General features: G+C 69.7%; 12 protein-coding genes and 1 tRNA gene. All 13 read right to left on the bottom strand.

Annotated features, from left to right (window positions below; translation table 11 throughout):
* Positions 1-85: 85 nt before the first annotated feature.
* Positions 86-1300: an FAD-dependent monooxygenase gene (locus tag ACWD3E_RS12750; RefSeq protein ID WP_451387541.1), complete on the bottom strand. Its 1215-nt coding sequence runs from the start codon at positions 1298-1300 to the stop codon at positions 86-88.
* Positions 1301-1359: 59 nt separating this feature from the next.
* Positions 1360-1689, bottom strand: a complete 330-nt coding sequence (locus tag ACWD3E_RS12745) for a putative quinol monooxygenase (protein ID WP_451387540.1) — start codon at positions 1687-1689, stop codon at positions 1360-1362.
* A gap of 338 nt (positions 1690-2027) precedes the next feature.
* Positions 2028-3713 (bottom strand): flavin-containing monooxygenase, encoded by a 1686-nt coding sequence (locus tag ACWD3E_RS12740; RefSeq protein ID WP_451387539.1) that lies wholly within the window; start codon positions 3711-3713, stop codon positions 2028-2030.
* Positions 3710-4345: a phenazine biosynthesis FMN-dependent oxidase PhzG gene (gene phzG, locus ACWD3E_RS12735; RefSeq protein ID WP_451387538.1), complete on the bottom strand. Its 636-nt coding sequence runs from the start codon at positions 4343-4345 to the stop codon at positions 3710-3712. The genes ACWD3E_RS12740 and phzG overlap by 4 nt, the downstream gene beginning before the upstream one ends.
* A 9-nt stretch (positions 4346-4354) precedes the next feature.
* Positions 4355-5521, bottom strand: coding sequence for a PhzF family phenazine biosynthesis protein (locus tag ACWD3E_RS12730; RefSeq protein WP_451387537.1), 1167 nt, complete (start codon positions 5519-5521; stop codon positions 4355-4357).
* Positions 5518-7458 carry an anthranilate synthase family protein gene (locus ACWD3E_RS12725; protein ID WP_451387536.1) on the bottom strand — a complete coding sequence of 647 codons (1941 nt, stop codon included), beginning with the start codon at positions 7456-7458 and terminating at the stop codon, positions 5518-5520. Before ACWD3E_RS12725 ends, ACWD3E_RS12730 begins: the two co-directional genes overlap by 4 nt.
* Positions 7455-8078, bottom strand: coding sequence for an isochorismatase family protein (locus ACWD3E_RS12720; protein ID WP_451387535.1), 624 nt, complete (start codon positions 8076-8078; stop codon positions 7455-7457). The genes ACWD3E_RS12725 and ACWD3E_RS12720 overlap by 4 nt, the downstream gene beginning before the upstream one ends.
* Positions 8075-9307, bottom strand: coding sequence for a 3-deoxy-7-phosphoheptulonate synthase (locus ACWD3E_RS12715; RefSeq protein ID WP_451387534.1), 1233 nt, complete (start codon positions 9305-9307; stop codon positions 8075-8077). The genes ACWD3E_RS12720 and ACWD3E_RS12715 overlap by 4 nt, the downstream gene beginning before the upstream one ends.
* A 55-nt stretch (positions 9308-9362) precedes the next feature.
* A complete protein-coding gene (locus tag ACWD3E_RS12710; RefSeq protein WP_451387533.1) occupies positions 9363-9848 on the bottom strand; it encodes a PhzA/PhzB family protein in 486 nt (161 codons plus the stop codon).
* A gap of 579 nt (positions 9849-10427) precedes the next feature.
* A tRNA-Thr gene (locus ACWD3E_RS12705) sits at positions 10428-10501 on the bottom strand.
* A 108-nt stretch (positions 10502-10609) separates the two neighbouring features.
* Entirely contained in the window at positions 10610-12226 is a 1617-nt protein-coding gene (locus ACWD3E_RS12700; RefSeq protein WP_451387532.1) for an alpha/beta hydrolase, read from the bottom strand.
* 100 nt (positions 12227-12326) lie between these two features.
* Positions 12327-13532, bottom strand: a complete 1206-nt coding sequence (locus ACWD3E_RS12695) for a DNA polymerase III subunit delta' (protein ID WP_451387531.1) — start codon at positions 13530-13532, stop codon at positions 12327-12329.
* Positions 13533-13651: 119 nt separating this feature from the next.
* The gene (tmk, locus tag ACWD3E_RS12690; protein ID WP_451387530.1) at positions 13652-16930 is read right to left on the bottom strand and encodes a dTMP kinase; all 3279 of its coding nucleotides are present in this window, start codon (positions 16928-16930) and stop codon (positions 13652-13654) included.
* Position 16931 lies beyond the last annotated feature (1 nt).

Here is a 16931-nt window from a genome sequence, read left to right as displayed (position 1 = left end):
GTCCCGCGGTCATGCTGCAGTGGGCGGGGGGATGATCTCCCGCGGAACTGGTGTTCCTCGTGGACCCGGAGGGCGGGAACCGCGGTCAGGAGCGGGTGATCGACCGGCCTTCGACGACTTGCCGGTAGTCACTCGCGATGGTTTCCAGCTCGTCGGCCACGTCGCCTACGGCGCCTTCGGCCAAGGTCCGTTCGGAGCGGTCCATGCGGCGGTTGGCCTCGACGATGGCACTGGTGGCCGGCAGCCGGATGCTCTCGTAGCGTTGGAGCGCGGCCGGCACGTCATCGCCGGCGTCGGCGAGTTCGGCGGCCAGCGCGATGCCGTCGAGAATGGCCTGGGTGCCGCCGTTGGCCCCGATCGGGTACATCGGGTGGGCGGCGTCGCCGAGGAGGGTGACCCGGCCCTCGCCCCAGGAGGTCAGTGGGTCGCGGTCGACCATCACGTGGTGCATGAGCTGCGGGCTCGACTCCAGGGTCGCCCGTACGTCGAGCCAGCCGAAGTCCCAGTCGGCGAAGTGCGGCAGCAGGTCCTCAAGCTTTCCAGGACTGAGCTGCGTCTCACCCTGCCAGTCCGGATCCGCCGCCAGGCACACCCAGTTGAAGAGAACCTCGCCGCGCTCGGCGTGCGGCCACGAGCACGGGTAACCGACCATCCGGTTGGCCCGGTCATCGGAAGCGATGATCATCGTCCTGCCGTCGATGAACTCGGGGAGCGTGGTCAGGCCACGCCACATCCGCACGGGGGTCCGGCGCAGAGGTGGCCCGTCGGGGTGAAGCTGCGCCCGGATGGCAGAGTCCACTCCGTCACCGGCGATCAGCACATCGGCCCTGAGGACGGAGTCGCCTGAGGAGGGCGAACTGATGTGAACGCGCACCTCGTTGTCATCCTGATCGAAGCCCCGCACCCGAGTCGCGGTACGGATCGCGTCAGCTCCGAGGCGCGAGCGGACCGCGTCGAGCAGCATCATCTGCAGTTCGCCGCGATGGATGGAGTACTGCGGATGGTCGTGGCCGGCGGCGATGCCCCGAGGCTCGGACCACAGGGTGGTGCCCTTGTGGTCGATGTAGCGGTGCTCGCGGGTGGCGATGCCTGTGGCCGCCAGCCTCTCACCCAGGCCGAGGGTGGTCAGTTCAGCGATCGCTGCGGGTTGGATGTTGATCCCGACACCCAGCGGCCGGATCTCCGGCGCCTTCTCGAGCAGGGTGACGCGCAGTCCACGGGCATGCAGGGCGAGCGCTGCGGCCAGTCCTCCGATCCCGGCCCCTGCGATGACGATGCTCGGGGAAGCTGCCTCGGTCATGACGGCTGTCGCCTTTCTCTACGGATGAGCGTCTGCGGATGAAGGCCAGTGGGGGAAAGTCAGGGAGCCGTGACGACCGAGGCCACCGAGTACACGCCGGGCGCGGGCTTTCCGAGGGCAGCGGCCTTCCTGCCGTACTCCTGCGCGGCGGGATCGGCCATCGTGGCCTCGATGTCCGCGAGGCTGCGCCACTGCGCGACGTTCACGACCCTGCTGCCGTCCTTGCCTGCGAGAATCGTTCCGGACACGAATCCGGGGCGATGCCGGATTACCTTCTCCAAACCCTCGTTGAGGACACCGAGGAGTTCCTTGTGTTTGTCCGGTTCGACTTCGAAGACGTTGATCAGAGTGACGAGATCGTCGGTTGCGCGAAAAGCGAATTCCGTCATGCGGCTGAAGCTAGCAACTGCCCCGCTTTCCGAACCACACTTCCATTGACTCACGAAAATGCTCGCGTCCAGGAAATTCAGTGAAGCGGAAGAACCCGCCCCGGGGGAAAGGACGGGGACAGGTCGGCGAATACCGCTCGGTGCAGCCCTGCCAACAAAAACGAGCACGGCGGGCGGTCACTGTCTCGCCGACCATCGCCGCGAACATCTCACACCGGGGAAACCGTGGCCGACGACGTACCCTCCCCGTCGGCCACGGCATCTGCCCCGATGCCACACCTTCGCCGCGCTGATGTGCCGGGCGGCCTCGGAAGCCGGACTCGACCCCGACCGGCACGTCAGGCCGCGGCCGGCGATCCCTCGTGATCGAGCGTGAAGCCCTCGTAGTCCGCGGCGACGATCTCCCGCAGCTTCTCCCGGTAGGCGGCGATGCCGCCGAAGTAGAAGAGCGTGCGCCGCTTCTTTCCAGGGATGTTCGAGCCGAAGATCCAGGAATCGGTCTGTGCGAACAGACTGTGCTCCGCCATCTCCCGGCACATGGCGGTCCACTCCTCCTCCGCGGCGGCGGTGGCCTCGACCGTGCCGATGCCACGCCGCCGGGCAGCGCCGATGGTCTCCGCGATCCAGTCGACCTGGGTCTGGAGGGCGGGCGGCAGGTTGGAGAAGACGCTGTTGGGGCCGAAGACCGTGAAGAGATTCGGGAATCCGGTCATGGCCACTCCGAGGTAGCTGCTCGGGGCCTCGCCCCAGTGCTCCTTGAGGGTCACACCGCCACGGCCCCGGATGTCGATCCGGTTGTAGCTCCCCTGCATGGCCTCGTAGCCGGTCGCGAAGACCAGGACGTCCAGATCGTGCTGGGTGCCGTCCTCGGTCACCACTCCTGTCGGCGTGATCCGGACGATCGGGTTCTCTTTGGTGGATACCAGCGTGACGTTGTCGCGGTTGTAGGACTCGTAGTAGCCCGTGTTACAGATGGGCCGCTTCGCGTAGAAGTCGGTCGGCATGAGCTTGCGTGCGGTCTCCGGATCCCGCACAATTTTCGCGATCTTGGACCGGATGAATGAGGCGGCGGCCTCGTTGGCCGCCGGATTGAATGCGATGTCCGCAAAGGTGCCGAACATGAAATGGAACCCGTTGCCCTGGTTCCAGCTCTCCTCGAATTTCCGCTCACGCTCTTCGGCGGAGACGTCCATCGCGGAGATCTCGCTCTCCCGGAAGCCACAGGCGACACGCGATTCGAATACCTGCTTCCAGAACTGCTCGTGGTTCTCCCGGTAGTCCTCGATGAACTCGTCGCTGAGCGGCTCGTCGCCGGCCGGGACGACATACTGCGCGGAGCGCTGGAAGACGGTGAGGTGTTCGGCCATCCGGGCGGCGGCGCCGACGAACTGGGTACCGGTCGAGCCGGTACCGATGACTCCGACCTTCTTTCCGGTGATGTCGAGGCCTTCCGGCCAGGCACCGGTGTGCACCTGCGTGCCCGCGAAACTGTCCCGTCCCTCGATGTCGGGGAAGACGGGTGTGGACAGGGGGCCGAGCGCACCGACGACGTACGTGGCGGTGAATTCCTCGCCGCGGTCGGTCCGTGCGGTCCACAGGTTGGAGTCCTCGTCGAAGGTCAACGACTCCACGGTGGTGCCGAGCTGTATGTCCTCGCGCAGGTCGAACCGGTCGACGACGTGCTCCAGATAGGCCAGGATCTCCGGCTGGGTCGCGTAGCGGTTCTTCCAGTTCCAGTCCCGCAGCAGATCGCTGTCGAAGGAATAGCGGTACACGATGCTGTCGACGTCGGCGGCGGCGCCTGGATAGCGGTTCCAGTGCCACGTGCCGCCGATGCCGGTTCCCCGCTCGAAGGCACGTACGTGCACGCCGAGTTCGTTGCGGAGCTTGTGAAGCATGTAGATACCGGCGAATCCGGCCCCTATGACGATCGCGTCGAGATGAGTCGGTTTCCTGGTCATATCAGTCTTTCGGCTCGTGCTGGACAGAAGGAAGGCATCGGTCAGGGAGACGGTGTCGGTCACGGCTGGAGCCTGACGACGTGCCATCCGGCGGAGGTCTTCTCGTACCGCAGGCGATGGTGAAGCCGCGTCTTGGCGGCGGACCAGAATTCGACGCTGTCCGGCGTGAGCCGGTATCCCACGAATCGCTGCGGGCGGGGCAAGGGAGCCGTCGCGGCGGCGTACCGTTGGTTGTCGGCGAGCAGCCGTTGCGGGTCGTCGAGCGTTTCGCTCTGCCGGGACGCCGTGGTCATGGAGTGCAGGCCGGGCTCACGGGCGTACCACAGCCGCTCGTTCTCCGCGTCGTCGAGTCGGACCACCGGGCCCGAAACGCACAGCTGTTGTGCGGTCTCGCGCCAGTAGAACAAGCCGGAGGCCCAGGCGTTCTCGGCCAATTCGCGGCCTTTGCGGCTGGTGCTGTGCGTGGTGAACAGCAGCCCGCCGTCGGCCACTTCGATGACCTGGACGATCCGGTTGGAGACTCGGCCCGCCCGGTCGGCCGTGGCCAGGGACAGTGCCATGGGCTCACGTACGCCGCGCTCGACGGCGTCAGCCGTCCACTGCCTGGCCAACCCCATGGGGGCGGGCGGCGGCGTGTCGTATTCGGGGAAAGGAAGACCGACCGTTCCGGTCAGGGATTCGAGAATGCTGCTCATGGTGCTCCCTCAGACATGGATGATGCCCTCGGCCGCGACCGTGCCGTGGCCGCTGACCCGCACGAGACCCACCTCGCCGCTTTCCGCGAGCGTGGCCATGGCGAACATGACCGAGTCGCGGCCGAGTTGGACGCCTTGGTGGATCTCCACGGTCTTCCCGTACTCCACGCGCCCGTGCCGGGCGAGGTGGACGGCGAGCGAGCCGGCGGCGGATCCCGTGGCCGCGTCCTCGACGACCCCGTAGGCGGGCGAGAACATCCGGAGCTGCCACCGCTCGCCCTCCTGGGCGAAACAGTTGGCGGCCATGTCGGGGAAGGCGGCGAGGGCTCGATGGTCGGGCCGCAGCGCGGCCAGCGCCTCCGCGTCGGGCAGTCCGACGAAGACGTGCCGTGGGCCGTTGCGGTACACCTCCACCGGCAGAGTGGAGGAGGTGATGCCGAGCGCCGCGAGCAGCGCCTCGGCGTGCTCGTACGGCTCCCAGACCGGGATCGGCTGCTCCATGGACACGTAAGCGCTCCTCCCTCCGCACCGGTCGTCGGAGGTGCGGTCGATGCGGAACGGCACGACCCCCATCTGCGTCTCGAAGCGCAGGCGGTCCCTGCGAAGGTCGAGCGCGACCGCGACAGCCGTACCGAGCAGCGGATGCCCGGCAAAGGGGAGCTCGTTGACGGGGGTGAAGATCCGCACCCGCACGTCCGCGTCCTCGACCGTCGGCGGCAGCAGGAAGACCACCTCGGACAGATTCATCTCCTTGGCGATGCGCTGCATCTGACTACTCGTAAGATCCGAGGCGTCGAAGAACACCGCTACCGGGTTGCCACGAAGCGGCTCGGTGGCGAACGCGTCGACGACGACGTACCGGTGCGAGGAGTCGCGGACACCGACGGGGCCCGCGCCTTGTACCACCGCCTGCACCTCGAAGTGGTCCCGGTGCGTGATCGGATAGCCGACCACGGAGGCAGCCAGGTTCTCGGGGAGCGACGGGGGCCGCGAGCCGTCCCAGACGATGACCGCGCCCCAGCGCTTGCCGGCAGGGTCGGCGATCCAGAACTTCTCCCGCAGACCCTCGACGGCCTGCCAGGCCTGGACGACACCGTCCTCATTCAGATGCCGCTCGAGGCTCTCCACTGTGGCGGGGGAACCTTCGAGATCCCACCACGCGATTTCCATCTTCATCGTGTCATAACCCCCTCGAACATGTCAGTGAGGATGCGCGGCCCGTCGACGGTGAGCAGGGACTCTGCATGGAACTGCAGGGACGCGAACCGGTCGCCGCGCAACGCGTGGACACCGCTCGTGACCGGGTCGCGACTGATCTCCACCTGCACACCACCAGCGCTCTTCCAGCGGTCGGTGGTACTGCGGGCCTCGAACGTGTTGTAGAAGCCGACCCGCTCCGCATTGCCGAACAGCTCGATCCGCCGCTGTGTGCCCTGGTTCGGGTGCTCGCGGCGCACCAGGGGCAGGCCGAGCCTGTGGCACAGCACCTGATGACTCAGGCAGACGGCGACGAACGGGCGCCGCTGCGCCAGGAGTTCGCCGACCACCCGGTCCAGGGCGGCGATCTTCGGGTGCGTGGTGTCGCGGGGATCACCTGGGCCCGGTCCGAGCAGGACGACATCGTGATCGCCTGTCTCGAAGGGCTCGTCGAAGCGCCGCACGGTGACGGACAGCCCGAGTGCGTGGAGCTGATGGTCCAGCATCGAGGTGAAGTTGTCCTCGGCATCGATCACCAGCGCCTTGCGCCCGTTCAGGATCCTCGAGGAGACCCCTTGGCCGGCGTCCTGCCCGACCCAGAAGCCCGCGATGCCCTCGTTCCGGCTCCTCAGCGAGGCGAGTACGCTCGGGTCCTGCGCCGGTGATCGGCGGGGTGTGCACTCCCCGAACGCCTCAAGCAGCGCGGTCGCCTTGGCCCTGGTCTCTGCCACCTCGCTCTGCGGATCGGAGTGGCGTACGAGCGTGGAACCGACCGAAATCGACAAGCGCCCGGAGGGTTCAAGGACGGCCGTACGGATGAGAATGGCCGAGTCCAGCGTTCGGCGGCCGGCCTTGTCGGTACCGGCCAGGCCGATGATGCCGCTGTAGTATCCGCGCCCGTCGGGCTCGTAGCGCTCGATCACCCGGGCCGCGCTCTCCACTGGGCTCCCGGTGACCGTGGGCGCGAACATCGTGGCCCGTAGCACTTCGGGGATGTCCCTGTTGGCGGTGCCACAGATGTGGTACTCGGTGTGGGCGACCTTGGCCATCTCCTTGAGATGCGGGCCGCTCACCTGCACCGTGCCCGGCTCGCAGATCCGGCACATCATCTTCAGTTCCTCGTCGACCACCATGTACAGTTCCTCGGCCTCCTTGCGGTCGGCGAGGAACTCGGTCAAACCCTTGAGGGTAGGACCGCCGTCCGGGTAGCGATAGGTACCGCTGATCGGATTCATCGTGGCTACGCCGTCGGCCAGGCTGACGTGCCGTTCCGGCGAGGCGCCGATGAGTGTCACGTCTCGGGTCCGGACCAGAAAGGTCCAGTACGCCCCGCGCTCACGGGAGAGCAGTTCACGGAAGGCCGAGAGCGCCGACTCAGGGCGGTAGTCCGTGATGTCGGCCAGGTAGGTGCGCTTGATGACGAAGTTGGCACCTTGGCCGGTGCCGATCTCGTCGGCGAGCACCGTCTTGACCGTCTCCGCGTACGCCGCGTCATCCGGTTCGAAGTGACCATCGGCCAACCGCACCGTGTGCTGCGGCAGCCTCTCGAGCACGGTGGACAGCGCGTGGTGCTCCTCCTCGGTCACCGCCATCGCGATGAGAGGTGTGCCGTCGTCAGGCGCCGGGTAGCCGCGCTCGGCGAGCTGCCGGTAGGGGACGACGACCAGGACGTCGGTGCTCGCCTCGCCACGCGCGGATCCCGTGGACCCGCCCTGCCCGAGACCGATCGCGTCGAGCGAGGCGGGCTGGCTGACATCGCCTCTGAACACCTGCACGTCGCGGCCGTGTTCGCCGTCCCGGCAGACGATCGCGAAGTTCTCGGCACTGCCGTCGAGAACGGCCTGGAGCAGATCGCTCTCCGCCGGGGCAGGTGGGCTGTGTGGCGCGTGCTTCCTGGGATCGTTGTAGTCGGTCACGTCAGCAGTCCGTCTACGTCCGTCACCTTCGCGCAGCAGCTCGCCGCGTGCCTCAGGGTCATCCGATGGTGGGCCGCGGAGAAGTCGCCGATGGCGTCGCCGACCAGGAAGACCCGGATGTCGTTGGTGTACGCCTCGAGCGCGGTCGTGAGGATCCCGATGTGCCCGTACACACCGGTGATGACCAGCTGGTCACGGCCCTCGGCGCGCATGCGCTGGAGCAGATCGGTACGGAAGAAGGCGCTGTAACGCCACTTCAGCAGGTTCCAGTCCGCGGCCTCGGGGGCCAGTTCGGCCACGATGGAGCGATCGGCCGTGGAGCTGGTCATGCCCGGTCCCCAGAAGTCTCGGAGCAGGCCCCGGTCCTCTTCGGACATCCGCCCCGGCTGGGCGGTGTAGGCGACACGCATTCCGCCGTCCACGCAGCGCTTGCGCAGCGCGGCCGTGTTGTCCACCAGGCGGCTGCGCATTTCCTGTCCCAACGGCTCCAGGAAGTAGTTCTGCATGTCGTGGATGAGCAGGACCGCCCGGTCCGGGCTCACCCGCCAGTCCACACCCCCGGTCGGCAAGTCGCTTCCAGTGGGAAGGTCGTACGGTTCGACGCGAAGAGAGGTGGTCAACGCCTGTACCCCTTACTGAGAGCGGAAGCCGCGGACGCGGCGAGGACGTCCGACCACGCCGAGACCACTTCGGCGGCCTGGTCCGGATCGAGCCGCGGATCGCACAGAGTCGGCATGCCGGCGGCCTGCGTGACGGGCCTCGACCGCGGCACTGAGCCGCCGAGGCATTCGTCGACCGCGTACGGGCTCGCCTCCAGGTGCAGGCCGTGTGCGCGTACGCCCGCGTCACTCAGCTGCTCGAGGAACTGCCGCACCTCGTCGGCGACCACGGCGACGTCACGGCTCTTGGTGCCGTCCGCCAGCTTGCTCGTGTTGCCGTGCATCGGATCGCAGAACCACAGGACGGGGTGGCCTTCGTCCCGGACCGCGCGGACGAGGGCCGGCAGCCGTTCGCCGATCATCTCGGCGCCCATACGCACGATGAGCGTCAGACGGCCCGGTTCACGGTGCGGATCCAGCCGACGGCACAATTCGAGCAGCTCATCGGGTGTCGTCGTCGGGCCGATCTTGCAGGCGACCGGGTTGATGATCCTGGACATCAACTCCACATGGGCTCCGCCCAGTTGTCTGGTCCGTTCGCCGATCCACGGCCAGTGGGTCGAACTGAGCATCCACCGACCGTCGTCGAGCTTGCGGACCTGCGGCTGCTCGTAGTCCATGAGCAAGGCCTCATGACTGGTCCACAACCGGTCCTCGGCGGCTCGCCGGATCCAGTCGCCTGTCCGCCAGCCGAGATGTTGCAGCGCCTCCCGAGCGGCCATGAAGCACATGAGCAGGCGCAGCGGATCGGGCTGCCTGCTGTGCTCGTCGGGCTCGGGAGCGTTGACGATATGCCCCCGGTAGGCGGGCAGGACAAGGCCGTCGACCTCTTCGACCGACTGTGAGCGGGGTTTCGCGAACTGCCCGGCGATCCGCCCGACGCGGAGCACCGGCAGTCCCGCATCGGCGCCGAGCATGTCGGCGAGCTGATGGACAAGCCCGGCCTTCGCGGAGATGTGCGGCTCGCTGCACTCGTCCGGGTGCTCGGCGCAGTCACCGGCCTGAAGAACCAGGGCCTCGCCCCTGGCCACCTTCTCCAGCGCCTGACGCAGCGCGAGGATCTGTTCGGGGCCGACCAGGGAATCGGTTGCCGAAAGAACGTTGCGTACTTGGGCGAGCTGGTGCGGATGTTCCCATTCCGGCTGCTGGGCTGCGGGAAGCCTCAGGTCCAGGAAGCCTGAATTGTTCACTCTATTCTACCCCCGTAGATTTGTAAATAACGAGCCACTCAACTTCCGGCCCGGCTCATGTCGGTATCCCTTCCCGCTTCACCTGCGGCACCTCGATGCCGAGCGCGCGGAATTGCTGACACGGGTTCATGAATTCGCGCTGGAGCCTGATCTTTCCGTTCTCAAAACGGAAGTAATGGATGAAGTGGTTCTCGTAGAACCCCTCCGAGTAGCCCGGGAAAATAATCTTCCCTCGCCCGTTGCACTCGACCCAGAACTGATTCGGGTCCTGCGTGTCAAAGATCTCGATGTCGACCCACGCCCAGTCGGGGAAGCACTTCAGGGACCAGACCGCGTGCTCGCCGAGCCTGTCCCGGCCGCTGATCACGATAGGTTCACCGGTCTCGGTGGTCCAGAGGCCGCCTTGACCGTCTTCGGTGAACAATTCATGCCGCCGCAGACGATCCTGTCCGCGGGTGTTCATGTACTGCTCGACGATCCGGCGATTCGCTTCACGGTCGCCGGTAATTGCGTCGGGTGATACCATTTCCGCTTTGCTCATGTTTATCGACCTCGCGACTTTGGAAAGGAAAGTCGAGTTGTTTCGGAGATTTCCGTGGAATGTTCACTCAGGACGCGTGCAGTTGAGTTTCGGGCAATTTACCGAGGAGTAGCCGACGGTCGCAAATATGCGTTGCCTCATAGACGTGCGCGCGTTGCGCCGTAGCGTGATGAAGTCTTCTCGGTAACGTCTCGTGACGTTCTGTGATATTCGTTCAGGCGGTGCGGCCGTGCTCGAGGTGGAGCAGGACGAGGGCGGCTCGGGCGATGCGGGTGATGGCGGCTGGGTCGAGGCTGACCTGCGCGGGGCCTTGAAAGTGACCGTCCTCGCTCGCTGATGGTGCCCCCGAGTTCCAGAACCAGGGTCTCGGCAGAAAAATCCACGACACCGTGATTACGGGGCGCGCGGAGAACGCAGCAGGAGAGTCGATCCGAGGTGCCTGCCGACCCGACCCGCTCCGGCCCCAGCGGACAGTCCGCCTCTGCACGGGAGCCCCGCGCCGCTTCCGACAGCCGCCCATCATCGTCAGGGGAAAGAAAAAGTCCCAGGTCAGAAGCATTTGACCTGGGACTTGAGAAGAGCCGCCTTCGGGATTCGAACCCGAGACCTACGCATTACGAGTGCGTTGCTCTGGCCATCTGAGCTAAGGCGGCGCGCCGTCCACACTATGGTGCGATCAGCAACGTCGGTAAGTCTACACAGTTTCCGGGGGTGCTTCGTACCGGCCCCGGAGCGGGGGGCTTCGGGGTCGGTCGCAGGGGCTATGAGCAGCGCTTTCCGGCGGGTGGCGGGGTGCCCTGGAGGAGGTAGGTGTCGATCGCCGAGTCGATGCAGGTGCTGCCGCGGCCGTAGGCGGTGTGGCCGTCGCCGACGTACGTCAGGAGGCGGGCCGAGGAGAGCTGCCGGGCGAGGGACTGGGCCCAGGGGTAGGGGGTCGCCGGGTCGCGGGTGGTGCCGACCACGACGACGGGAGCCGCGCCCTTCGCCAGGATCCGGTGCGGTTCGCCCGTGGCCTTCACCGGCCAGTACGCGCAGTTCAGCGAGGCCCAGGCCAGGCCCTCACCGAACACCGGGGAGGCCTTCTCGAACGCCGGCAGGTCCTTCTCCACCTGCTCGGGGCTGGTGAACGCGGCCGGTAGGTCTAGGCAGTTCACGGCGGCGTTGGCCATCATCAGGTTGCTGTAGTGGCCCCCCGCGCCGCGTTCGTAGTAGCTGTCGGAGAGGGCGAGCAGGCCCGCGCCGTCGTTCTCCTTCATCGCCGAGGACAGGGCCTCGCGCAGCTGCTCCCACGTGCCCTGGTCGTACATCGCCGCGATCACCCCGGTGGTGGCCAGCGCCTCGCCGACCTGTCGGCCGTCCTTGTCGCCGGCCGGGACGGGGTGGGCGTCCAGCTTGCGGAAGAAGGCCTTGAGGTGGTCGCCGACCTGGGCGCGTGTCGTGCCCCGGCCGCCGAGCGGGCAGTCCGGCTGGCGTACGCAGTCCTCGGCGAACGCCTGGAACGCCGTCTCGAAGCCCGCCGTCTGACCCAGGTTCATCCTGCGCGCGCCGAGGGCCGGGTCCATCGCGCCGTCCAGGACCAGGCGGCCCGTCCGCTGCGGGAACAGCCCGGCGTAGGTCGCCCCGAGGAAGGTGCCGTACGACGCGCCCACGTAGTTCAGCTTCGGTTCGCCGAGGACCGCCCGCAGGATGTCCATGTCCCGCGCGGCCTCGACCGTGGACACGTGCCGCAGCAGCCGCGCGGAGTGGGCCCCGCAGCTCTCCGCGAACTTCCTGTACGCCGTGACCAGCGCGTTCGTCTCCCTCTGGTCGTCGGGCGTGCTGTCCGTCTCGGTGTACGCGTCCATCTGGCGGCCGTCGAGGCACTCGACGGGCTCGCTGCGGGCGACGCCCCGCGGGTCCATGGCGACCATGTCGTAGCGGGCGCGGATCCCGGCCGGGTAGCCGACGCCCGCGTAACTCTGGAGATAGGCGATCGCCGAGCCCCCCGGACCGCCCGGGTTGACCAGCAGCGAGCCGAGCGGCTTGCCCGTCCCGGTGGCCTGCTTGCGGGTGACGGCGAGCCGGACGTCACCCGAGCCCGGCTCGGCGTAGTCCAGCGGGGCCTTCATCGTCGCGCACTGGAACCCGGAGACACCGCAGTTGCGCCACTGCAGCCGCTGTCCGTAGTACGGCGCCAGCGCGGACGGCGTCGCGCGCGGCAGCGCGGCCAGCGTCGCGTCCGCCGACTCTCCGACGGACGAGCTCGAACTCCCGGGGGAACAGGCGGACGCGAGCAGCGCGGCGGACACGAGCAGCGTGGTCGTGAGGCGGGCGACCGTGGTTCGGGTGCGGTGGGGGGACCGGGCTCGGGTCCGGCGGAGGGAGGGCCTGGTGTGCATCATCCGAGCGTAACGCTGCGCAATAGCCTGGGTGCGCTGCGTGTGCAGCGTGGCTCGTACGGGGGACGCCGTCAACGCCCGGGTGCCCCGCTCACCCCGGTCACCCCGCCCGCAGTGCCATCGTCATCGCCTCGACCGCCAGCAGCGGGGCCACGTTGCGGTCCAGGGCCTCGCGGCAGGCGGCGACCGCCTCGATGCGGCGGAGGGTGGACTCGGGGGTGCTGCCGCGGGCCAGGCGCTCCAGGGCGTCCTCGGTGTCGGCGTTGGCGATCGCCACGCGGGAGCCGAGCTGGAGGGCGAGGACGTCGCGGTAGAAGCCGGTGAGGTCGCCGAGGGCGATGTCGAGGCTGTCGCGCTGCGTGCGGGTTCTGCGGCGCTTCTGCATGTCCTCGAGGTCCTTGATCACGCCCGCCGTGCCGCGCGGCAGCCGACCGCCCTGCGCCGCGCCGAGCGCCGCCTTCAGCTCCTCCGTCTCCTTGCCGTCCATCTCCTCGGCGAGCTGCTTGGCGTCCTCGGCGGCGGCGTCGACCAGCTCCTGGGCGGCTCTGAGGCACGCCCCGACCTCGTCCAGGCGCAGCGGCAGCTTCAGGACGGCGGCGCGGCGCTCGCGGGCCGCCGGGTCGGTGGCCAGGCGGCGGGCCCGGTCGACGTGTCCCTGGGTGGCGCGGGCGGCGGAGGCGGCGACGGCGGGCTCGATGCCGTCGCGGCGTACGAGCATGTCGGCGACGGCGTCGACCGAGGGCGTGCGCAGGTTCAGGTGGCGGCAGCGGGAGCGGATGGTCGGCAGGACGTCCTCGACGGAGGGGGCGCACAGCAGCCAGACCGTGCGGGGGGCGGGCTCCTCGACGGCCTTGAGGACGGCGTTGGCCGACTTCTCGTTGAGCCGCTCGGCGTCCTCGACCAGGATGATCTGCCAGCGGCCGTTCGCCGGGGCGGTGAACGACTTGCGGACCGTGTCCCGCATGTCCTTCACCAGGATCTCGGCGCCGACGGCGGCGACGGTGGTGACATCCGCGTGGGTGCCGAGCAGCGCGGTGTGGCAGCCGTCGCAGAAGCCGCAGCCGGGCGTTCCGCCGAGGGCACGGTCGGGGCTCACGCACTGCAGGGCCGCAGCGAAGGCCCGCGCCGCCTGGTTCCGGCCCGCTCCGGGCGGGCCCGTGAACAGCCAGGCGTGGGTCATCTTCGACGCCTCGGGCAGCGGCCGGTCCGCCGCTGCGGCGGTGACGAGGGCGTCGGCGTCCCGCGCGGCTGCGTCGAGCACCGCGCTCACCTTCTCCTGCCCGACGAGGTCGTCCCACACGGTCATGGGTCACGCCGCCCTTCCGTCACACTCCGCATTCCTGAATCCATTGTGCGGGTCGGCACTGACAACGAGGGGCGGCGCCCATCGGAACCCCGACGGACGCCGCCCCGGTGAGACCTAGTTCAGCCGCGTCGGCCACGGCCCCGGCGGCCCTGGCCCTCGCCGGGTTCGCCGTACTCCTGCTCGTCGTACGAACCCAGCAGCTCGTCCGCCAGCGACGGCAGGTCGTCCAGCGGGGTCTCCTCGGCCCATTCGGGGCGCGGCCGGCGGCGCGGCCGGCCGTCGGCGTCGAGCTGGGGCATCTCGCGCGTGCGGTCCTCGGAGCCGTCGGGGCCCGCGGCGGGCCGCTCGTCCCGGAAGAAGCCGGGCGGCACCCGGTCCGCCGGGTCACCACCGCGCACGGAAGGCAGTACGGCGGTCTCGTCGGCCGGTCCTGGGGAGACCGCCGGCAGGACCGCGGTCTCGTCGGCGGCGCCCGGCGTCACCTGGGGCAGCACGGTCGTCTCGTCCGCCGTCCCGGGATCCGACGGCTGCGGCAGCTCGGCCGTCACCTCGGAATCGGCCGCCTCGGCGGAGCGGGCGTCGCCCTCCGCGCGCGCGTCCTCGCGTACGGGCCGCAGCACCGCCGTCTCGTCCGCACCCGGCGACACGACCGGATTCGGAACCGTCTCCTCGACGCCCGGCGACGCCACCGGTGTCGGCACGGTCACCGCGTCGGGCGTCACACTCGGGGCCGTCGGGCGCGGCGCGCTGGGCTTGCGCGCGGCCACGTCGGCCGCCGCCGCGGCCTCGGCCGCCTCGCGGCGGGCCGCCTCGGCCAGCAGCAGCGCCTCCTCGGCCTTCCGCTGCTTCTCCTGGCGGCGCGCCTCAGCCTCCGCGCGCAGCCGCGCCTCTTCCTCGGCCTGCTTGCGGCGCCGCTCCTCCTCGGCCCGGCGGCGGGCCTCCGCCTCGGCGCGGGCCTTCTCCTCCGCGAGGAGCCGCTGCCGCTCCTCCTCGGCCCGGCGGCGCGCTTCCTCGGCCCGCTGCCGGGCCTCCTCCGCCTGCCGTTCGGCCTCGCGGCGCTGCGCCTCCTCCAGCTCGCGGCGCTTGCGCTCCTCCTCCTCGGCGCGCAGCCGGGCCAGCTCCTCCTGGCGCTCGCGCTCCAGGCGCTCCTCCTCGGCCTTGCGCGCGGCCTCTTCCTCGGCCTTGCGGCGCGCTTCCTCCTCGGCCTGCCTGCGCGCCTCCTCCTTGGCCTTGATCTCGGCCTCGGACAGCGGCAGCACGGTGTCGAGCCGGTGCCGGATCACCGTGGTGACGGCCTCGGGCTCCTGTCCGGCGTCCACGACCAGATAGCGGCCCGGGTCGGAGGCGGCGAGCGTGAGGAAACCGGCCCGCACGCGCGCGTGGAACTCGGCGGGCTCCGACTCCAGCCGGTCGGGGGCCTCCGTGAACCGCTCGCGCGCGGTCTCCGGGGGGACATCCAGCAGGACGGTGAGGTGCGGGACGAGTCCGGCGGTCGCCCAGCGGTTGATGCGGGCGATCTCGGTCGGGGACAGGTCGCGGCCGGCGCCCTGGTAGGCGACGGACGAGTCGATGTAGCGGTCGGAGATGACCACCGCGCCGCGCTCCAGGGCGGGGCGTACGACGGTGTCGACGTGCTCGGCCCGGTCGGCGGCGTACAACAGCGCCTCCGCGCGGTGCGACAGGCCCGCCGAGGACACGTCCAGCAGGATCGAGCGCAGCCGCTTGCCCACGGGGGTGGCTCCCGGCTCGCGGGTGAGCACGACCTCGTGGCCCTTGGCGCGGATCCACTCGGCGAGAGCCTCGGCCTGGGTGGACTTCCCGGCGCCGTCGCCGCCCTCCAAGGCGATGAAGAAGCCGTTCGTCGCGGGGGCCTGGACCGGGTCGTCGCCACCGAGCAGCGCGTCCTTGAGGTCCTGCCGCAGCGGCACGCCGGAGCGGTCGTCGACCTTGGCGAGCACCAGCGCGGCCACCGGCAGCAGCAGCGCGCCGACCAGTATCAGCGTGAAGGCGGCACCGCCGTGCGCGAAGACGAACCGGCCGTGCTCCAGGTGGTGCGGCCCGATGAGCGCCGCGACCAGGGGCGCGATCAGCGCACCGAGCGCTATGAAGACCCGGACCACCGCGTGCAGGTGCTCGGTGGTGCGCGCCCGGCGGTATTCCTCGGTCTCCTGGTCCAGCAGGGTGTGCCCGGTGTTGGCGGCCACGCCCGCGCCGGTACCGGCCAGCGTAACGATCAGCAGCACCGTGGTGACGTCCGGGACGAGACCGGCGGCCAGCAGGGCGACACCGCTGAAGGCGATCGCGAGGGCGAGGAGCCGGCGGCGCGAGAGCGAGGGCAGCAGCGCGGGCGCCGTACGGACGCCGACGGCGACGCCGCCGGTCAGGCCGAGCACCAGCAGGCCGTACAGGACCGGGCCGCCGCCCAGGTCCTTGGCGTGCAGCACGCACACGGCGACGGCGGCCGAGATCGCGCCCGCCACGGCGGCGCAGGCCAGGACGAGCAGCGGAATGGCTCCCGTACGGCCCTTGTCCACACCCGTGCCGGTGCGCGGGCGGCGCAGGCCCTCCAGCGGGGACCGCGGGCGCGGGGTGCGCGTGCCGGGCAGCTCCAGGAAGGTCAGCACGGACAGGGAGGCGGCGAACAGGCCGGCCGCCACATACGCCCCGAGGGCCGCGTGGTGCTGGTCGAACCAAGAGACGCCGGTGCCCAGCAGGTTGTTCAGCAGAGCGGCCACGACGAGCGCCGCCGCGGCCAGTGGGACCGCCAGGAAGCTGGTGCGCAGCGCGAGGCGGCGCAGGGCGTCCAGGTGGTCCGGCAGCGGCCGTACCGTCGCCCCCTCCGGGGGCGGGGCGGGCAGCAGGGCGGGGGCCGCGCTCTCCCGGCACACCGTCCACAGCCGCTCGGCGACGCCGGTGACGAAGGCGGTGACCAGCAGGACGGCGAGTGCGTTGTCCGGGGTCCAGTCGATCCACAGGGGCGCGACGATCAGCAGCGCGGCGCGCAGGCCGTCGGCGCCGACCATGGTCCAGCGCCGGTCGAGCGGGCCTTCCTGCCCGGTGAGCGAGGTCAGCGGGCCGAGGAGGACCGCGCCGAAGAGCAGGGTCGCGAGGATCCGGGCTCCGAAGACGGTCGCCACTGCGAACGCCACGCCCCGGTAACCACCGCCGAACGAGCCCTGGGCGATGGCCGCCTGAAGAGCGAGGACGACCAGCACGAGCAGCGCGAGGGTGTCGCCGACACCGCTGACGAGCTGCGCGCTCCACAGTCGCCTCAGCTCGGGTCGGCGCAGCAGGGAACGGACGGCGCGCTCACGGGAGTCCGCGACGAGGGCGTCGTCGGGCGCCGTGGCGTCGTCCGGTGCTGTGGGGTGGGCCGTTGGCTGCTCGGCTCGCGTCATG

It is taken from the genome of Streptomyces sp. NPDC002676 (genome assembly GCF_053592455.1).
This window is presented reverse-complemented; position numbering and strand designations above follow the sequence as displayed.

Excerpts from the sequence above, each read along its gene's own strand:
- ACWD3E_RS12710 (WP_451387533.1), bottom strand. The coding sequence starts at position 9,848 with ATGAGCAAAGCGGAAATGGTATCACCCGACGCAATTACCGGCGACCGT.
- ACWD3E_RS12730 (WP_451387537.1), bottom strand. The coding sequence starts at position 5,521 with ATGAAGATGGAAATCGCGTGGTGGGATCTCGAAGGTTCCCCCGCCACA.
- tmk (WP_451387530.1), bottom strand. The coding sequence starts at position 16,930 with ATGACGCGAGCCGAGCAGCCAACGGCCCACCCCACAGCACCGGACGAC.
- ACWD3E_RS12745 (WP_451387540.1), bottom strand. The coding sequence starts at position 1,689 with ATGACGGAATTCGCTTTTCGCGCAACCGACGATCTCGTCACTCTGATC.
- phzG (WP_451387538.1), bottom strand. The coding sequence starts at position 4,345 with ATGAGCAGCATTCTCGAATCCCTGACCGGAACGGTCGGTCTTCCTTTC.
- ACWD3E_RS12750 (WP_451387541.1), bottom strand. The coding sequence starts at position 1,300 with ATGACCGAGGCAGCTTCCCCGAGCATCGTCATCGCAGGGGCCGGGATC.
- ACWD3E_RS12700 (WP_451387532.1), bottom strand. The coding sequence starts at position 12,226 with ATGCACACCAGGCCCTCCCTCCGCCGGACCCGAGCCCGGTCCCCCCAC.
- ACWD3E_RS12695 (WP_451387531.1), bottom strand. The coding sequence starts at position 13,532 with ATGACCGTGTGGGACGACCTCGTCGGGCAGGAGAAGGTGAGCGCGGTG.